At 40.5% G+C, this 18,325-nt stretch carries 10 protein-coding genes; all 10 read right to left on the bottom strand.

What is annotated here, in order from left to right:
- Positions 1-579 precede the first annotated feature (579 nt).
- Positions 580-4,356 carry a DEAD/DEAH box helicase family protein gene (locus OCT63_RS08020; RefSeq protein ID WP_269983520.1) on the bottom strand — a complete coding sequence of 1,259 codons (3,777 nt, stop codon included), beginning with the start codon at positions 4,354-4,356 and terminating at the stop codon, positions 580-582.
- 14 nt (positions 4,357-4,370) lie between these two features.
- On the bottom strand, positions 4,371-6,374 hold the full coding sequence (locus OCT63_RS08015; RefSeq protein ID WP_161672547.1) for a hypothetical protein: 2,004 nt from the start codon (positions 6,372-6,374) through the stop codon (positions 4,371-4,373).
- Between the two features lies 1 nt (position 6,375).
- Positions 6,376-7,629, bottom strand: a complete 1,254-nt coding sequence (locus tag OCT63_RS08010; RefSeq protein WP_161672548.1) for a hypothetical protein — start codon at positions 7,627-7,629, stop codon at positions 6,376-6,378.
- Positions 7,607-8,146, bottom strand: coding sequence for a HEPN domain-containing protein (locus tag OCT63_RS08005; RefSeq protein ID WP_048611329.1), 540 nt, complete (start codon positions 8,144-8,146; stop codon positions 7,607-7,609). The genes OCT63_RS08010 and OCT63_RS08005 overlap by 23 nt, the downstream gene beginning before the upstream one ends.
- Before the next feature lie 18 nt (positions 8,147-8,164).
- Positions 8,165-9,712 (bottom strand): VWA domain-containing protein, encoded by a 1,548-nt coding sequence (locus tag OCT63_RS08000; RefSeq protein ID WP_161672549.1) that lies wholly within the window; start codon positions 9,710-9,712, stop codon positions 8,165-8,167.
- Positions 9,705-11,228, bottom strand: a complete 1,524-nt coding sequence (locus tag OCT63_RS07995; RefSeq protein WP_202603565.1) for an AAA family ATPase — start codon at positions 11,226-11,228, stop codon at positions 9,705-9,707. Before OCT63_RS07995 ends, OCT63_RS08000 begins: the two co-directional genes overlap by 8 nt.
- Positions 11,229-11,275: 47 nt before the next feature.
- Positions 11,276-14,554 carry a DEAD/DEAH box helicase gene (locus tag OCT63_RS07990; protein WP_161672550.1) on the bottom strand — a complete coding sequence of 1,093 codons (3,279 nt, stop codon included), beginning with the start codon at positions 14,552-14,554 and terminating at the stop codon, positions 11,276-11,278.
- Positions 14,555-14,754: 200 nt separating this feature from the next.
- The gene (locus OCT63_RS07985) at positions 14,755-15,645 is read right to left on the bottom strand and encodes a hypothetical protein (RefSeq protein ID WP_161672551.1); all 891 of its coding nucleotides are present in this window, start codon (positions 15,643-15,645) and stop codon (positions 14,755-14,757) included.
- Positions 15,645-17,111, bottom strand: coding sequence for an AAA family ATPase (locus OCT63_RS07980; protein WP_161672552.1), 1,467 nt, complete (start codon positions 17,109-17,111; stop codon positions 15,645-15,647). The genes OCT63_RS07985 and OCT63_RS07980 overlap by 1 nt, the downstream gene beginning before the upstream one ends.
- A 51-nt stretch (positions 17,112-17,162) precedes the next feature.
- Entirely contained in the window at positions 17,163-18,317 is a 1,155-nt protein-coding gene (locus OCT63_RS07975) for a restriction endonuclease subunit S (protein ID WP_269983519.1), read from the bottom strand.
- Positions 18,318-18,325 lie beyond the last annotated feature (8 nt).

The following is an 18,325-nucleotide window of genomic DNA, read 5'->3' as shown; positions in this document are numbered from 1 at the left end:
TGATAAACAAACCATAGATGAGAAATATAACTTGCATCGCTATATTTATTAGATAGTCCATTACTCACAGCTTAACTTTACATATCACCTTTCATTATTTTTTCTTAATCGATATGAAAAATTTAATCGTGTTTAGACTAAATTGGCCTTCTATAAGCTCAGTACTGGGTTTATTTAGGCTCATACCCTTTGGCTTAGCTTTCGTTTAAACTCAGGCAAGCAATATAGAAGATTAAAAGATAGGTCGATGATAGTGGCGACACTCATATAACTGCTAATGTCTTTGACCTCCCTCACCACGCTAGTCCTAGCTAAAACTACCAACCCTATCGGATGGCAATACATACAAAGTCTCATAAAATTCCAGAAGACTAAGAACTTGATAACACAAGGAATTACAGGCACAAAAAAGCCCACACTAGGTGGGCTTTTTCGTATCGCTACTGGACTCGACTATCATACCTATCTTTTTGATTAAATTAAATATTATAAAAATCGAGTTTTAAGATGTTACTTCCGGTGTTACTTTAGTCACTATCGACCTTCAACTTACACATTGGCTACAGATTTTTGAAAAGACTACAGCTTATCTTGATGATCTACTATGTACTCTAATCTATCCGCTTCAACAGCTAGAGTATAAGTACAATAGACAAACTCTTCCCAACTGAAGTTATCTAGTGGATGGATAATCCGTCCACTTATACCCCCCTCTTGGTCAAGCAAAAACTCAACAACATCGATTTTCTTGTTTCTCATCCACGTATATTGAACAATTTTCTTGTCTTTATTGACACCAAACTTAGCTATATTTTCAGCTAAGACAGCCTTACTAATTAAGAGGCATAAACCATCGAGCTCATAGACCTCGACAGTATGATAACGCCGTAATGCTTCATGCCCAATATCAAACCGTAAGGCGATATGGTCTGGCTTATAAGTTACATCAACAGTGACATCTAACAGATGATTATTCAGTTGTAATGAAGAATAGCGAACATCTTTAGAATAACTAAGAAGGCATTCAGATTGAGGAAAATGCTTTTCTCCCTTAAGGCGTTGGAGTCCAAGTCTGTCAAAGGAGAACTCAATTTCCTGAGCTTGTGTAATCGTATTATCACCAACAAGCATTTCACTATTCGCATACAACTGGTAACTACCAGATCCAGTTTCAACAGCAAGAGTCCGATGCGGTTTTTGCCAGCATTCCTTTTGCATGTATTCGAACAAGCAATCGTTAGAAAGTTGGTAGTGAGCTAATTCACGTTCGGTGTGAAATAACAGATCCCCAGTCCTTTTCGCTGCACTAATTTGCGCTGTTACTTTTTCACCAATAGATTGCTCAAATTGCTCAACAAGTGATTTTACGTGCGCAACCGTATCGCTTACTGTAGTACTATGCGTTTCAATAATGCCTTGCTTTATCTCTGATAAATCAGGGAATGAAAATTCTGCATAAGGCGACTTCAAAAAACTGACTATCTGAGATGGAATATCAGACTTATCACTCAGAGCTTCGTCTGTATTTACAGTATCGAGTGGTTTTGTTGTTGGCTGTTCAAGCTCATGAAGTGATTCGATAAAATCATTCAGGTTATGACATAACTGTCTAACTTGTAGCAGTTCAATGCTTTCTTTTATGTAGGGAAAAGCAACCTGTATCAGATCATCTTCTAATGTCACTTTACCTTCAGATTCTCCATGCGAGATGAATCGACGTTGCGTAAGAGATGCTACTCGATCTACACGTCCTGTTTTTTGTTCAATACTCACAGGAGAGCCGGATAAACCGTAGTGAACCACACTGTCACAGAAGGAATGTAAATCTTCGCCCTCTTGGAATACATTCGTTGATATCAGCGCCAATGGGTATCCCGGCATCCGAAATTTACGAGCCTGGGCAGAACGAATGCCATAGGTTTCACCTGTTGCGCCAATAACAGGTGATACAGGGTTTAATCTTTTACTTAGAAACGAACGTCTCTCATCTTGTTTTTTATCGAGAACTTCAGGGATATTCACTTTAATAATGTGATCCAGTTGATCTGCTAGTGCTGATAGTTCTTGGTATGTTGAGAAGCCCACACTCTTTTGTTGTTGCTTAATACGCGAGACTAGATCTTTTAGTAAATCAGTGCGGTCTTTTGATTTAAGTTTACCCGGGGATTGCTTCAAACGGGATAGATAGAGATCAATGATGCCATGCCCAGTTCTGAGGCATAAACTAATAACCTGACTATGAACGTCTAGTTTCTCTAGTAGCGCAACGCAATCTCCATTATTCATGAGTGCAGAGTAGAGAGCATCTTGAAGTGGGAATATAACTTGTAATAAGTTTTGTTTCTGAAGTTCAGTGTAGAAAGTTTCTCTAGATAGATGTTTCTGGAGTACATCGAGCGACACATCCCCATTATTATTAATCGATGGGGAGTAATGTGTCACTAAGCCTTGTAGTAAAGGTTCCAAGAACAAATATTGAGTATCAGAGCACATTAACCATTCAATAAAGCCCAGCTGACAAGCCCTGAATTCATCTAGCTTGTTTTTCGGTTGTTTGGAATCCCTGTACTTCCTTGCATACGTTAACAAATCATCCTGATTTTTCGTAATAAGCTTCTCTAAGTTACCCAATTCCTTTTGATACGTTAGGATAAACGCTGCCCAATTATGCTCAAAAATCAGACCAATCGCCCGATTTTTAGATGATGTCGCTTTACGAATATCGTCTGGAGTACTCAAATTCGATACCGAGTTTGCCGTAATATCAACCGCTTCTTGAGTTAATTTTCCACGGAAAAACCAAGAGAAAAATGTATCATTCTTCGGGGGTTGGTTATCATCAGGCGTCCCCTCTTTGCCTTCAATATATTCCCCTTCAGAAATGCCCTCTTCCTTGTAACGGCTGTCGTGTCTATATGCTTCAAATAATGTCTTAAACATTGAATTCATTGGCTTGTATAAGCTCAACTCTTCAGAAATGTAACTTTCTAACCACTGACTATAGTGATCATCGAGCTTGTCTTTCAGTTCTTTCACACTCTTCACACGTCTTACGAAGACAATCTGTTTTTTGTTCTGTTTAAATAACTTGCCACTTAGCTGTTCGCAAACGGTATCCATTTTGGGATGAGGTAAAGTGGTACCAAGATTTGACTCCTTGTAGCTTTCAACAATACGGTCAAGGACATTTCTATCTTGAGCATCCTTCGTGTCTCTGTCGGTATCATCATTATCGAACTGAACAGGCGATGATTTTACTGTTTGTGCATAGCTTTCAAAACTAGCCATCATACCGATTTGAAATGCAGGGCTGTCCCCTGCTCTATTTAGGCTCTCACCAACTTTCTTTTGAACCAGTGCTGTAACCAATTTTTGATTATCACTTTTTAGCTGAACTTGTGCCGAGCCCCCATCTCTATGCTCTTTTCGATACATGTTTCGAGTATGATCACGGCCATTCACTTCAATACGGTTCAGTCTTCTCACCATAAAGAGGCGAAGGTGTTTCACTATATTTTCTTTATCGTCGTTAAATATATTGTCTGGTAGGAGGTTTTCTTTTCCTACCAATCTCAACTGATTTCTCAGCTGGTTTATATTCCGATCATATGGTGTAGCTGACAGGAGAAGTGCATTTTTTACTCTTGCCGGTAACTTACCATTGAAACCTAAAACCTTAGACAACACCTGATTGCGATCGCTGCTTTCAAAGCCATGTTTAAAGTTATGCGCCTCGTCAATAATGATAAGATCAAAAGTAGGCAAGATATAATTCAGAGCTTCAGCATATCTATCTTTAACATCATGCTTAGACTCAATGATCTTAAGCCAGGTTTTAGCTGGTACAAGCTCTTGCAACTCATCGCAGCGCTTTTTCCATAGAGATAGGTCATCATTCAAACTGATACTAAAACTGTCTTTAGAAATAAAGTAATCAGCATAATATCCACTCGAAGCAGCGTAGATCATCTCCGGAACATTGTTGCAGCTAATATGGGGAACAGCCGATTTTCCATCTGGGGTACGAATACGATACTGAGAAACTTTCACATTATGTGCAATAAAGCTTCTGTACTCTTTTAACCATTTATCCTGAACATTCTTACTCGGACAGATATAAAGAACCCTTAGCGATGGGTTGAAATAGCGCATCAAGGCCACAACACCAAGTGCTATGTAAGTCTTCCCCATTCCTACTTCATCAGCAAGATAGCCAAGCCCCACACTAGGATCTGCAATCATATTATGCAGAGCGACTGCGCCTTCTAGCTGAACTTTTCCTAAAGCTATTAGAGATTCTTGCCCTCCTGAAAAATCGATCAATTCTCGGGCATTTTCCAAATCTAGCATTGTCATAGTTGGTCACTCATTTATTGAACCGATTCAGTGTCGTAGGGATGAGAAAACTGGGTTTCAAACCAATTAAAAAATCGCTGACGATCTTTTGCTGAATTATTGTCGAGTTTGATATCGTCACTATGTTTAAGTGCTCTGATGCGCCTTTCAATTTCATTGATCAACCCTTCAACATTTGAACGACAAACAAAGTCATCGTCATTCAGAATTTCCAATGCAGAAAGGGATAATAAATAAGCAATAATTCCATCGTAATTTTCTGACTCTTTGTCATACACACATTGAATAAGCGAAGGTAAGCTATCTATACCAGCCCCTGTTAGGTAATAGTCAACTTGTTCTGAAGCATCGTTTGCAAAGGCAACTTTTAGACGTTGATTTAAAATTTTAAATGCTTGGAAAATTTCGGCATATTCGCAGAAGAACTGGTTTTCAACCTGGTCGTCATCAATGCCCGTGATCTCTCCACTGGCTTTTGTTAATACCAATCTATTGATGAAGGCATTATCTAGTACAAGCTGACGTTGCTCTGGCTTCATACCTGAATAGATAGCGAGTATTTGTTGAGGTGTTAATGTTGGAAGTTCAATAGGTTTATGTGTCCAGCTTGTTTGTTGAATCATAATCCTATGAGTTGTAAACGGTTTATTCGTTCTCTCATTCACACCACTGACTTCCATCAGAGAACTGTTTTTTAAAGCGTCTTCAAGATTTATACTCGGCTCACAATGCGTTTCATTGTAAGTAACTTGCCACGGCTTGGTGACAACGTCACCATTGGGGCCATGAAGTTGGATCTCATACTTCATGCACTTTGATGTTCGACCAATCAGTGTTTTTTCTTTCCAGTCATACGTTAAGTAGAACTCAGGTAAGGTTTCATCACTATCAGCATCCCCCTCAGCTCCTTCTTCGATTGTCGATGGCTCAAATTTAACGAATGCTTTCTGTTGAAGAGGTTCAAGCATCGATTTGATTTTTGGTAACCTAACAAAGAACCCCGACTCCACATTTTCAGAGGTTGCCATATGGCTGAAGTTCACAGAGCCTATAAATACCCATGATTGCATTCCGTTATAAAAATGAAAAATTTTGGCATGCAGCTTACGAAAAACATCTTGATTTAACCCTAATGAAGTCTGCAGATCTTCTGTCCATTGCCCCCACTCAATATCATCACTGTCATTGATGTGTTCAAAAAATTCTTTCTGGCAAAATGCCGTTTCCTCTTCATCTTGTGGTAAAAGAATGGTTATGCTTTTAACGCCAAGAGGATAAAATTTTTGATGTAACTTACTTTTAGGATCGTCAGGAAAAAATGGCGATATAATTTCTAATTTCCAATTCTTATATTGGTTAAGTACTTCACTTTGTTTCAAAAACTGAAAAAAATTACCTTTGGTTCTTTCCAGATCAAAATAGTGAACCGTTGGAGCACGATTAAAATAAGTACAGTCTTCTAAGAAACTTTTAATAGCCGTAATTGCATCAGAGTTGATATTACGATGTCGATTTGACTCTAGGAAGGCGATGTCTGACTTTAAGTGGTTCAAAAAACGTTGTTTTACATTACCACTCGATACTTCTTCCCAATGCTGTACCTCTATGTTTTCCCACCAACTTTTTTGGGTCAGATTATTTGAACCAGAAGAAAACAGAAGTGTTTGATTTCCATCATCATCCTCACCCAGTAGGTAAATATTTTTGGCATGAAATGCACGGTTACCTGCGGTGACACCATGGCACAGGTACTCCATTTGAGGTGACTGCTCTTTCTTGAACACTTTTGCATCATAGAATACATCAATGCTTAAACCTGATTCCCTAAGTATTTCTCTAATTTGAAATAGCTTAACGCGCTCGTCAGTCGAGTAAGGTGTATGTGTTGGTAATAGTTCGGGAATTACTTCTAATTCGAAAAAATTGGGCTCAAATGTATATGAAGTAAAAACAGCTGCGATTATATGTTTATCATTGATTACCGAGGCCAATGCATTGGTGATTGAAGATTTCTCCATACTATTTTCCCTCCGAAATCATAAGATTTTGATAAGTTAATGCCATGGTTAAAAATGAGCCAATAAAATAGTCATACGCCCATTTTTTTCTTAATTCTTCAGTGTTTAATAGTTTTGCTGATTCGCTTTTGATCAACACGTCGAGTTTCTTATTTTCATCAACTCGAATCCATGCTGCGCCACCTCGCTTCTGCATGACTACTTTATTAAGATCAATGATCATCGTGATAGCATTGGTAAAATCATAAGATTTGATTTGTTTAAGGATCATTGAAATTTGATCTTTTCGCGGATAGTTAGACTGTGGTAATTCGTCTGGCAGATAAGAAAAATCAAACTCTTTATCTTCTAAAGTCTTAATGACTTTTTCTAACTCAACACCATGCTGGGTCTGGGAGTATTGGAAAATGTTATTGATAGCTGCTAGTACTTCATCTACCACAGTAATCTCTTTGAGCGCAGACTTTAACTGAGGTGAAATGTTTTTGTTTAGCAGTTCATTAATATAACTATCTTTGTTACTCATAAGAATTCGATTTTTAACTAGCTCTTGAGTATGACGCCATAGCTCTTGCTGTAGGCAGTTTTGCTCCTGTTCTAACTTTGTGGAGCTAGTAATACCGACTAACAGTTGTTCAAGCATGTTTAATGTGATAGCTGGATTCGCCAGCATATCCATAAATTCAGCGGAATAGCTTTCTAAACGTTGAATTGAGATTTCTTTAGCACTAATCATTTCTTGAATTGCTGGCTTATCAACAAGAGCTTCTAACTGCAAAGCAATTTGTAACCCGCTTTCGGTTAATTCCCTGTCATTACCACGAATAAGACCAGTGTCTCTCATTGCGGAAGAATAAAGCCCCCACAGCCCATAACTGGCTTGATTACTCAGTATTTGTTCTTTACCTGTACCAATCGCAATTTTATTTTGCTCATTCATGCGCTGTGAAACACGGTTAATCCCCATAATTGCATTAGATTGCCCAATACGCCTTAAATAGGCTGCAACTTGTTCATAACGTAAAAAGTATTCTCGAATTTGCTTATTGCGAGCTGTTGGCTCTGATTCACTAGCCAATTCATTTGCCCAGTAAAAACCAAGTAATGCCGTTGTGAAGTTTTCAAGAGAAGAAGTAATTGTTGTTAGATTTCCGATGACATTACGGCCTAAAGTACTCCAAACCAACTCGAAGCCCAAAGGGTCTCTGGAGCCTTTGGGCTTCGAACGGTCATCAAGAAGAGACAATAATGGCATGCTCAGTGGCCTCAACTAGGTTTTTAAAGAACTTAATGCACTTTTCAGCTTCTGGCTTACTGATCAAGTGAGATGTTTGCTTATCTGCAACAGAACGATGAACTGCATCCCCACGCTTCTGTATCCACTCATTGAGTTTAGCTCTAGTTCTGTTGGGATCTTCATAACCAGGCCACGACCAAGAACCGGTCACATCAATACCAAGAAAACGTTCAAAAATATCTTTTGTTTTTTTGCTATTCGGCGTATGGAAGAACTTTAGTTCTTTTTCCAATGAATTACTGATGAAGTGACCTATCTGAGAGCCTTGAAGTACCTTTGTCTGCAATGCAACTTCCTCACTAACCTTGTCTTCTACATAAGTTTCCCATGCGGTTAAAGACATTATCAGCGCAGCACGCTTTAATTCTTCAGGGTCACGTCCCAAATCTGGAATACTCTTCATGTGTTCATATGCTTCTAAAATCCTTTCAGCGTCTTGAATAGACACATCGAAGATATTTCTTGCTTGGTACATAACAATCCTTAATTTTTATTAACGTCTTAAGTCAGTCCACTCTGAAAAGTAATGAATGGGTTCACAAATTTTGTTCATTGATGTGTAGTGAGAGTTACCTATTTGAATACCGTGAACCTGTAACCCATGATTTTTCCTTCGGTTGCTAATTTTTCTACTTAATCCCGAAGACACAGGAAATTCACCATCGCTCACCAACAAGATATCAGCTTTGTACCACTCCTCTGAATCGCATTTTTGCAGAGCTTTATTAAGAGGCTCGTCGACATCAGTGCCACCACTAAAAGACATCGTCAAAAAGTTAAGTAAGACATTAAAGTCTGAAGCATCCAATGTTAGGTCAAGCTCACTGACTTCTCCCTTGCTACCAAACAAATAAACGTAGCAGCGACGCTTTTCCTTGTATGCGACCTTTAGACATTCCAAAACACTGGCTTTGGCAATATTTTCTGGCAACCCAGCCATAGAGCCCGATGTATCCAAGCAGATCACCATCGGACCTCGGTTCTTATTACTTTTATTGCCCTGCTTTTCACTTATACTCTCTTGTTCTATTAACTCTTCTGTTTCCAGGTTCTCAGTCCCTTCCACTGAGTAAGAAAGTAAAGCATGCTCAGCGCGCTTGGCATGCCAGAGTTTTTTGAGTACAGGGTTAGTTAACAGTAAAGCTTCTTGGGGCAACATTCTAGAGATCGAATCTGATCGAGTAATGCCTTTAGTTTCCATAGGGACGAGAGGTGTTACTACATGCTTCTCATGTCTAGTAGCAACACTCATTTTAATCACTATTTCTTCAAGAACTGAGCCATCTGCTTGCTCATCACGCCCTAAGTCTCGAATCAAACTTTGTAACTTGGGAAGCTTTTTTACAAGCTTGTTCAACCGAACAATATCGAGCCAACCATGGCTTTGAAAAACGCCTTTTGGTAAGTCAAAACCTAACCCTGTAATTAAACCTAGCTCCGTAAATACTTCTCCTAGCTCAGACCATATCGCCAGCCTTTGTTGCCATACATCAGGCAAGATCCCGATACCTTCCTCACTAGATAGCAACTGCTGCCAGGTTTTTTCTGAAGCAGTTGCGGCAATTCTTGCTCGCTGTGCGTTGGTTAGAGAAAGAGGTTTAGCTTGCTTGCGCTTGGTCTTTTTCTTCTCTAAAGCTTGCTTGATTTGATTTAACGCTTCTTCTTCCAACTGCTTAATCAGACCAGTAGCTAACGGCGATGCTTTAGATTGAAGCTTATCTATCGTAGTTAGAATGTCAGAAAGCAGCGCATCTGTGACCTCTTCACTCTGTAAGCAGTACCGATTTAATCCAGTTTCTTCTACCGCCTTGCAAATCGCATTCGTCAGTGATCGAGGCGCTAAGGGAGACAAGCTCGTCGGATTCTCTCCCGTTAGAAGCTCATTTCTAGATTTAACTAAAGACTCGCACCGCTCCGCTAATTCGCCGACAGAGCTCGTAATAACCGCCGGAAGAAACTTCTCCGGCACATTATCGAGGCATGTAAATTGACTATCCAAGTTGAATAACGGAGATTGAACCTGATATGACTCGCTAATCACACAATTCTCCTTCGATTACGTCACTATTGCTTGGTTCTAGAGCTAAAGTAGGTGATTTTTCTAGGGGTAGATTTTTAAAACCCGACTCTATCGAAGCAACCCTTTTAAGTAGTTTATCGCCCTCTTTTATAGAGTTATTCAGAGCGTTAGTAACTTCAGATAATAAATGCTTCTCTAGCCAAAGGTGATTATCAAAGTAGCCTGAGACTTCTGACAGTTCTTTGTTTACGTGATTATAATGGGTTTCTACACTACTTGTTAGGCTTTGAATTTCTCGGACTCGACCTTCAATATGAGCTTGAGAAAATGAGTTGTTCAGCGGTATTGGGGTATTTTTAACTTCGTCAAAAATTGGCTTATTTTCTCCACGTCTTATGTGATTGTGCTTATCAGTAGTTTCCTCTTTGTAGTAATCATCCCAGTACAACAAATCACCGTAGTTATTTTTTTTGTGGTACTTGCTAACCTCTTCCACGACTTCATCGCCTTCTCGGTCAAGATACAAAGGGCGGCCTTTAGAGTCTTGTTTATGAGTAAGTTGGTCTTCCTTAAGTTTTTTTTCCCACGCTTTGATAACCTGCATCAAACGCGATGACGGAGTTTTTCCGTCGACTGTCACCAATCGCTTGTAGAGCTCTTGTAGGCCCTCAAATTGCTCTGGTTGTTCCCATAAACAATGTGGAAGAATCCATGTGTCGTAAATACTGGTTTCATTAAAGCCTGAAGTGAAAGCTGACACTTTCATCAATTTGACCAGCTTACGCCAACGTCGATCAGATACGTAAATCTCTTGTGACGCTAAGTAATTACGAAACTCTTTACACGCTTCTTTCGTTGCTAAAGTCAACTCAACTTTCTCAGCTAGGCGCTGTACCTCATTTAGATCTTCAACCTTCAAACGTACATTGAGTTCTGGGTCGAACCCCTCTAATGCCCCACAAAGTAATGCATCAAAAGACTCTGTAGACACAGGCGACACATAAGAACGCAGAATGAATCTATCGTATAAAGCGCTGAGCTCCTCGCCTTCCGGTAACTCGTTACTTGCTGCTACAACAGAGATTAAAGGAACATTGACTCTTCGATTCCCGTTATCAAACTGGCGTTCGTTCAGCAAAGTTAGAAGACTGTTTAAGATTGCACTGTTTGCTTTAAAGATTTCATCGATAAACGCCACGGATGCTTCAGGCAGGTATCCACTAGTAAGCCTATTGTAACGATCCTCTTCCAACGCTTTGATCGAAAGCGGTCCAAACAGCTCTTCTGGAACAGAAAAACGCGTAACTAGTCGTTCAAAATAATTAGCCTCAACAAAGACACTTTTCAGCCGCTTTGCCAGTTCACTTTTAGCCGTTCCTGGAGGCCCAACTAGTAAGACATGCTCACCAGAAAGTGCAGCTAGCATCATAAGTCGGACTTGCTGCTCTCTTTCCAATAATCCATCACTCATCTGGGCCATTAGTGTTTGTAGCTTGTCTTTTCTGTTCATCGTTGTTGTACATACTGTCGTTGTCAAAATAAATTCCTTCTCTTTATGTCGTTAGCGTACATTTGGTAACGGATTTAGTCCGAGCACCACACGCGTAACTCAGCTAATGTTGTTTTCTTTATGAAAAGTTCTGTTGTTCCAAGTAATTTGAGCATTTCTTCTGTAATTTTCTCTTTGCTCACTCCCGGTTGCACCACTGCGACTTGAAACTCGATAGGAGTGGTACGTGAGCGATTTTTGATGCTTTCCAACTGAGCTATATTCCCTTTCAAAAAACGGCTTTGACCTCGCCCTTTCCAAGCTCCCTCACGCTTTTGAATATGTTTGTATAAATAAGGAAGACCAACATGCTTCCAACGTACAGAACGTTGAGCCTGCCCGCAGACTTCATAAAGATCACTTAGTCGTCTTCCAGGTTCATTACCATGAGAGTATTTACAGTGGTACAGGCTTAGAATTATCTTGTCCGGCAGAGATTTAATTGCCACTAAATCAGCAGCTTCTCCATGGTCATCATCATTGATTACGATGTCGTACTCTGAGTCGATAAGCTGCCAAGTTTGGTGCTGTACTGTATTAGTATTTAAGTTCGCACCCATTGACTCTTTCGTTATGTCCACGGTCCATCCGACAGGATTCAATGCGTCAGGAGAGTAACTACCTATATTGTCCCTCACCTCAACCCAATAGCAGTTATAAGAAAATGAACCATCAGCGTAATAGACGAATATCGGATCGTGGTACATCTCCTCTATGAGCGTTCTAGGTTCAGAGTTCCCTACTTGAATAGAGATCGGCTCACCTTCTAACAATTGATAGTCATAACCTTTCGACAGCTCTTGATCGATCAGCAATTTGTATTTCGATGCGGTTTGAGAGGACTCAAAAACCAGAATGGGTTCTTTGGTTTGTTCATCCCATGTCACTTTTAAGTCGACCTCATACAAGTAGAATGAAGATGAACCAAAGTATATTTTGACGCCCTCTTCATTACGGACTTGAAGTTGCTCACCCCACTGTATTGATATCGGCATATAAAGATGAGGGTTGTCTATTTTCTGAGGTCTCAAGAAGTCACGTGTAATGTTTGTATCATCATTACCACCCTCTACTACTTTATCCCACGCTGCTTTTGCCCAGAGTAACCAGTCGGCGATTGAACCCGCTTTGGGAGACCAAACTTTACCTTTACGCTCCGAACAGCCCCACAATACTTTGTTGCCATCCTCATACCCCATGGCCGCAATATTGCTAAGAGTTGACGCAGATTTTTCAACTGCGCTTAGCCCCTCGGTAACGTTTGGTCCAAAGAATTGCGTAAAGCTAATCGCTCCGTTTTGTGCAGAACCAAGATTATTCACCAGTGGATATTCGATGTTATTGAGAACATTAAAAATCTGTTTTCCTGACATAACATAAGTGGACTCACCACATAATTTTTCAGCCAGTATTTCTACTTTAAACCCCTTATAATCATTTGAATAAATGAGTAAAGCGTTACGTTCATTATCCCAATGAGCTATCAGTATTTTGTAGTTGATGTCTTTAACATCTTTAAAGTGACCCCATTTCACAGACGTGCTGGCTACAGCCAACAACACCAAAATATTTTCCTCGCTTGAAATTGAATGCCACATTTCATCATGACTGAATTTAATATCCGTGAACTTTTCAGGATTCCAACTTTCACAATCTGTCTTAAATAACATAGCTGAGCAAGATGGTCGCAAGTTCCAGAGCGAAAGCTGTTCGTGCAAGTCACCTTGCCCTCTAAGAGAGTCAACAACCTCCTGTAATCGCACCTCTCGTTCTATTTGATTCTCTGACAAGCGTCTTAACACTTCATCCCAATCAGCACCAAGTGCGTACAATTTCTGCAACGCACCTTCAACGCCAGGATCTGCTATATTTACAACCACGCTTGCAGAACCAAGTGTTTCTTTGTGAGAGACACGGGTAAACCGCCCAATAAACTGTAACGTTATCGCCAAACTTTTATGATGGTCATGAATAGCCGCAATTTTTAGGTTTGGTAAATCGTACCCTTCACCTAGCATATCGACACATACTACCACTTTGGCTTCTCGTGCTCGCAGATAGGCAAGGCGCTTATTTTGTTCCGTTTTAGAAAGGTCGGAATGAACCAATACAGGTTTAAGCTCTGGCGCTAATTTCTGATATAGATTAAAGACTTCTTTCGCTCTTTCTTTAGTTTTCACCCTAGCCATCATTAAGTGATCAAGCCCTGAATCCATATCATGCTGTAGCAACTTGATTGCTTTATCTGCGATAGCGAGATCCATGGAATCTTGGAAGTATTCTTCTACTGGTTCGAGCTGTACGTTAGTAAAATAGCCTGCTTTTTGAGCTTCACCCATGGTGTAGTTGTAGATGATTTTGGCACCCAAACTTTGAGTATCATTACGGAAAGGCGTAGCGGTAAACTGAACAACTCTTTTTCCAACAAATTGCTCTTTTATTCCATTCCACGTATTAGCTGAAATATGATGAGCTTCGTCAACAAAAAGATGACTACAAGCGTTGCAGATTGTTTCAAGTACACCTGAATTGGCAAAGCGTGATTTCAATATTTGAGGTGTTGCAACTAGCACATTAGCACTGTCGAGCAGCTTCTGCGCCTCTTCTACAGTCTTAATGCCCTTTTTGATCTTCACGATAGCTGGATGGAATATTTCTTCTGGGACAACACCCAGCTCTGCCAGGCAACCAAGAGTTTTGAATTTATCGCCGATTTGATCTCGTAACGAATTTGAAGGGACCAACACCAGGACTTTGTCGCAGCGGTGGTAGATCGTTGTCGCCAACATAGTCTCTGTTTTGCCTGTTCCAGTCGGTAGAACGACTGTACTAGGCTCTATATTCGCTGATCTTGAAAACTCAGCCGAGATTGCGTGAAGAGCTCCGACTTGAGGCGTACGCAATCCCAAGCTACCCGACTCTGTGTCCTCGGCCTTAAATATGAACTGATTCTGCCAAGACTTGGAAATTTGCGAGGGTTTCAAATCGTTCAATTTCGTCAACGGGTGGTTTAGCCATCGAAGTTCGGATTCGACAGCTAGCACCTTAAAACTTGCAGGTTTTAGTGTGTATAAAACTGGGTAACCTTCAAGGTGCGAAACACAAACACGCTTACTTTTAACAATATAAAACTTAGCGTAATCACCTCCAATTGGCGACTTACAGATAACGATATCAGCGTTATCCGTAGTAGCTATCGATACTGTGAGCTCAAACGAGCGACGTCCGAACCTCTCGACTCTATTTCCAGAGACTTGGATATCCGGAAACGAAAATGATGGGATTGTTAAAGTAGTAAGATTAACGTCTGTCATAATAGATGGCACCTCTATTCGTAAATGTTGATACAACAATGCAATCAACAAGCATGCCAAACGCTAACATTATGATTTAATTGAATCTTTGCAAACTATCACAGTTTTATATGGTAATAATATTTACCATATGTAAACAAATTAACAGCCAAATAATCCTGCCACGTGTATCGTATCAAGTTGTAAACTCCAATTGCTAATCAAGGATGAGAAGACCACACACCTCTAACAAGTTCAAAATCGTCATATTGAAGAGAGGCGCTATAAGAGCTAGCTTTTGCTTGTAGCAAGTCAATTGGCATCGGCGTAATCTCCGTCAACTCTTGAATCTGGTCCACAGCGCTTGGCTCTGAGAATCCTCTGTCGTAAATAAGCCCACCCTTCGCTGTAAATAAACCTCGAGAGTGTAAAAATCCCGAATCCTTATCATCGGCGCAATACCAATACAGCTTAATGTTTTCAGGCATAGCTTCCTTAAACTCAACGAGAGCTTGCTCTGTTAGATCCCAAGCTGGTTTTCTATCTTCTTCCGAAAAGACGTGAAACTCAACTTCACCTTTCTCACATAGCTTCATCAATTCCAATAGTGTCTTGCGGCTACCAGCTTTAGTTGCGCAAATATATGGATCGTAGATTGTTACCTTTTCTGCGCCAAAGAGAAGACCTGAAGCTGCACTAGCTAAAGACTCGGCTTCACGTGTATAAAGAGATACATACGCAAAGTCCGTATCCTCTAAATCTATGAGTGATGGAACAAATACAGGCCGATCGTCGAAGGAGCCTTCAACCAACCGATGGAATAACTTAGCATCGTGGCTATTTCTAGCAGCCTCTACCCAACCTTCTCCGTCAAACGTCCTTCCAAATGAAACTAACTTGCTTGATTGTAAAGCTCTGAGCTTTTCAGTTGCTCTGTCTAGTTTGGTTCCATCAAGTTCAGCATTAAGCTGCTGAGAGACCTCTCTGAACCAGGCTCTAGGAAAACGAGATAACACTGCTCCTTTCTCGTAGCCCATTCTTGCTTCCAGTATCACAAGATCCATCAAAGAGTTAATTTGACTTGGCGCTACCGCAAACTCCAAATGCAACATCAGAATAGCTCCTCTCTTCTTTCTTCAAAGAAGCCACTTGGCCAAGGTGCATCAAACTCACCTTCATCAGTTGTTTTGATTGGAATTAAACGAGTTTTACCCTCGAATTGCTCACAGAAAACTATCTGTACATCACTTTTCTTACAACCAAATGGTTCGTATTCGATCTCTTCATCTGCGGTTTGGCGGCGACGTTTCAACAGCCTCAATAACAAATGTTCGCTGTGGGTCTCAACCAAGAACATACGGTCAGGGTTTTTCTTAGTTGCCTCGAGCATCATATCCCCTAAGGCTAACTGCCACTTGGGGTGGATATGCAGTTCAGGTTGCTCACACGAAACGATAAGGTCTTGTTCAAGTGATGTGGCAACAACGAATGGGAATACTTGTGATATACCAACACCGACGCTTGACGGCAATAAAGGGATGTCAGTATGAGAGTCTTTAAGAATGACTGATTTTTCACTCAAACTTGCTTCGCCGTAAGCTGGAGACTCAAAACAGTAATTAGTGCCAAAGAACCGGCTACTGACGAACTTTTCATTAGTCTTGTTTTTTACCCTTTCACTCGAAAAGGCGAAAGTCTCCCAGCCCGCAGTTCCGTTATACCAACGCTGAGTGTTCGTATTCTTGTTCAAAACGGTTGCGCGTGTTGGCACAATACGCAGCGGCCCAATATGAAGCAAGTCTTCAAGTTTTTTCACCAATAGCTTTAGTGGTGCAAACGCAGCCTGTGATAGGGCTGCTTCAGCAAACAACTGAGCGGCTAACGGGTGGTCCTCATATACGTTGAACCAATCGAACGGGGTATCCGACAAATCAAGCCTTTTATGGATATTTGGCAACGCATCTTGACCGTTTATGGACACATCTTCCCACTGGCCAGAATCAAAGAGATTTTCGACTTTAAATGACTCATCTACTTCCCAATGTGGCAGTGGTTCATAATGCTTGATTTGACAATCTGGCCGACCTGCTTGAGCTGTTGTTTTGAAATACTCAATGCCGTGGCTTTTACATACATATCGGCTGATGAACGCACGGTTTTTGGTATAGTCCCATTTAATATCTAACTCGAAAGATAAAACGTCTGTATCAGAATCTGTTGTGAAACCCAAATTGGACTCTAACAACCAACGCTCAGAATCTGACAAATAATCATCCCAAATATCCGTTGTACCATCTCTAAAATCCAGAGTCGCGCCTAAGGTGATAACACCATTTAAGTCCTTACCATGAACAATGTTTTGAAAGCCACCAAAGTAAAGTGACTCCCCAGCGATTGAGCTGTATTGCGCATCAAAATTACGTTTGGCGACTATTTCATACAGATACAGTAATGCATGTAATACTGTGCTTTTACCTGTGCTGTTCGCGCCAAAAAACAACGTGATAGGAGCTAATGGAATATTGGCTTTGTTTTTAATGCCTTTGAATCCACCAACAGTAAGTGATGTTATTTTCATTTTTACGTAACCTTTGATCAAAAAAGAGGCATCCGAAGATACCTCTGAAATTTATAGTTGTCCTGAAAAGGCTTTTTGAGAAAGTGCATTGAACAATGCTTGCAACTCTTTGACTGACTCATGATGACGAGAAACTCGTTCGTTAACTTCTTTGACTATCGACTCATACTTGTTTTGCAATTCTACTGGTGGCAACAAGATCTTGATATTTTGAAGCTCTTGAGCGTTGATATTAGCCATCCCAACGATACTCTTACACATGTTGCGTAAGGTTTGTTTCCCATGGGAAGAGTTTAAGTAGCCAGAAATATACCAAGGGTTTCCTAACTCATTGGTTCTAACCCTAATCAAGTAACCTGCTATCGCCATAGGTCTGCTTTCGTAAAAAACCGCAGTTTTTCCTACGAGCTCTTTGCTATTGGTTCTGTTGAACAACAAATCATTTTTTCTGGCAAGATACTTACCTTGATCTTTTTCATCTAAGTCAATGTATTTTAAATCAGAGAAATCCCACCCCCCCTTATAAGTGATGTTGCCCATTCGCAAAATTGGAAACTCTCCATCAGTCTCTGAGGCCTTGCCAGAAGTCCCATAATTGACCGTTGATATTATATCTCTGATAACTCCAACCGGAAACCCCTTAAGATTCGTTACCGGATCACCAAACATATCCAAAAACACGCTACGTAAGAACTCATCGGCAAGGTCAATAGCTTGCTTGCGTTTCTGGCGGATCGCATCGGCTTTATCCAAAATGGCAGCGATGCGTTTTTGTTCTTCTACTGGAGGAAGTGGAATTTCGTGATCCCAAAAAACCTTCATTGAGACTCTGGGCATCTTCGCACCAGCCACTTGATCACTGATCCAGCTTACAAACTGTTTGGAACGTAAGTAATGAACTAAATATCGACGATCTAACCTTTTGGGGTCTGGAAGCATCGGAACAAGTTCAGTTGTCGCCAAACCCTCTTCATCAGGAAGCACCACTTTGTTCAAATATGGACGCAACTTTGAATAAAGGATATGTCTATCATCAAACCAATGGGTTGATGACCCCGCTTCGCAAAGCGGGGCTTTTAATTTTTTTAATATTCTACCAGAACCCGACTCAACCATATCAAGATTGAGTTGCCATACATTATCGTCATCGACCACAACTGGGTTCTTCAAAGCCTTAGACGGTGCAACTTCACCTAGTTTTACCAATGGCCAAC

Origin of the sequence: Vibrio sp. RW, from assembly GCF_027587105.1 — a bacterium.
In the GTDB taxonomy this organism is placed as follows: domain Bacteria; phylum Pseudomonadota; class Gammaproteobacteria; order Enterobacterales; family Vibrionaceae; genus Vibrio; species Vibrio toranzoniae.
This window is presented reverse-complemented; position numbering and strand designations above follow the sequence as displayed.

Coding starts and splice junctions, on each gene's coding strand:
- OCT63_RS08020 (WP_269983520.1), bottom strand. CDS start 4,356: ATGACAATGCTAGATTTGGAAAATGCCCGAGAATTGATCGATTTTTCA.
- OCT63_RS07980 (WP_161672552.1), bottom strand. CDS start 17,111: ATGAAAATAACATCACTTACTGTTGGTGGATTCAAAGGCATTAAAAAC.
- OCT63_RS08005 (WP_048611329.1), bottom strand. CDS start 8,146: ATGTACCAAGCAAGAAATATCTTCGATGTGTCTATTCAAGACGCTGAA.
- OCT63_RS08015 (WP_161672547.1), bottom strand. CDS start 6,374: ATGGAGAAATCTTCAATCACCAATGCATTGGCCTCGGTAATCAATGAT.
- OCT63_RS08010 (WP_161672548.1), bottom strand. CDS start 7,629: ATGCCATTATTGTCTCTTCTTGATGACCGTTCGAAGCCCAAAGGCTCC.
- OCT63_RS07985 (WP_161672551.1), bottom strand. CDS start 15,645: ATGTTGCATTTGGAGTTTGCGGTAGCGCCAAGTCAAATTAACTCTTTG.
- OCT63_RS07990 (WP_161672550.1), bottom strand. CDS start 14,554: ATGACAGACGTTAATCTTACTACTTTAACAATCCCATCATTTTCGTTT.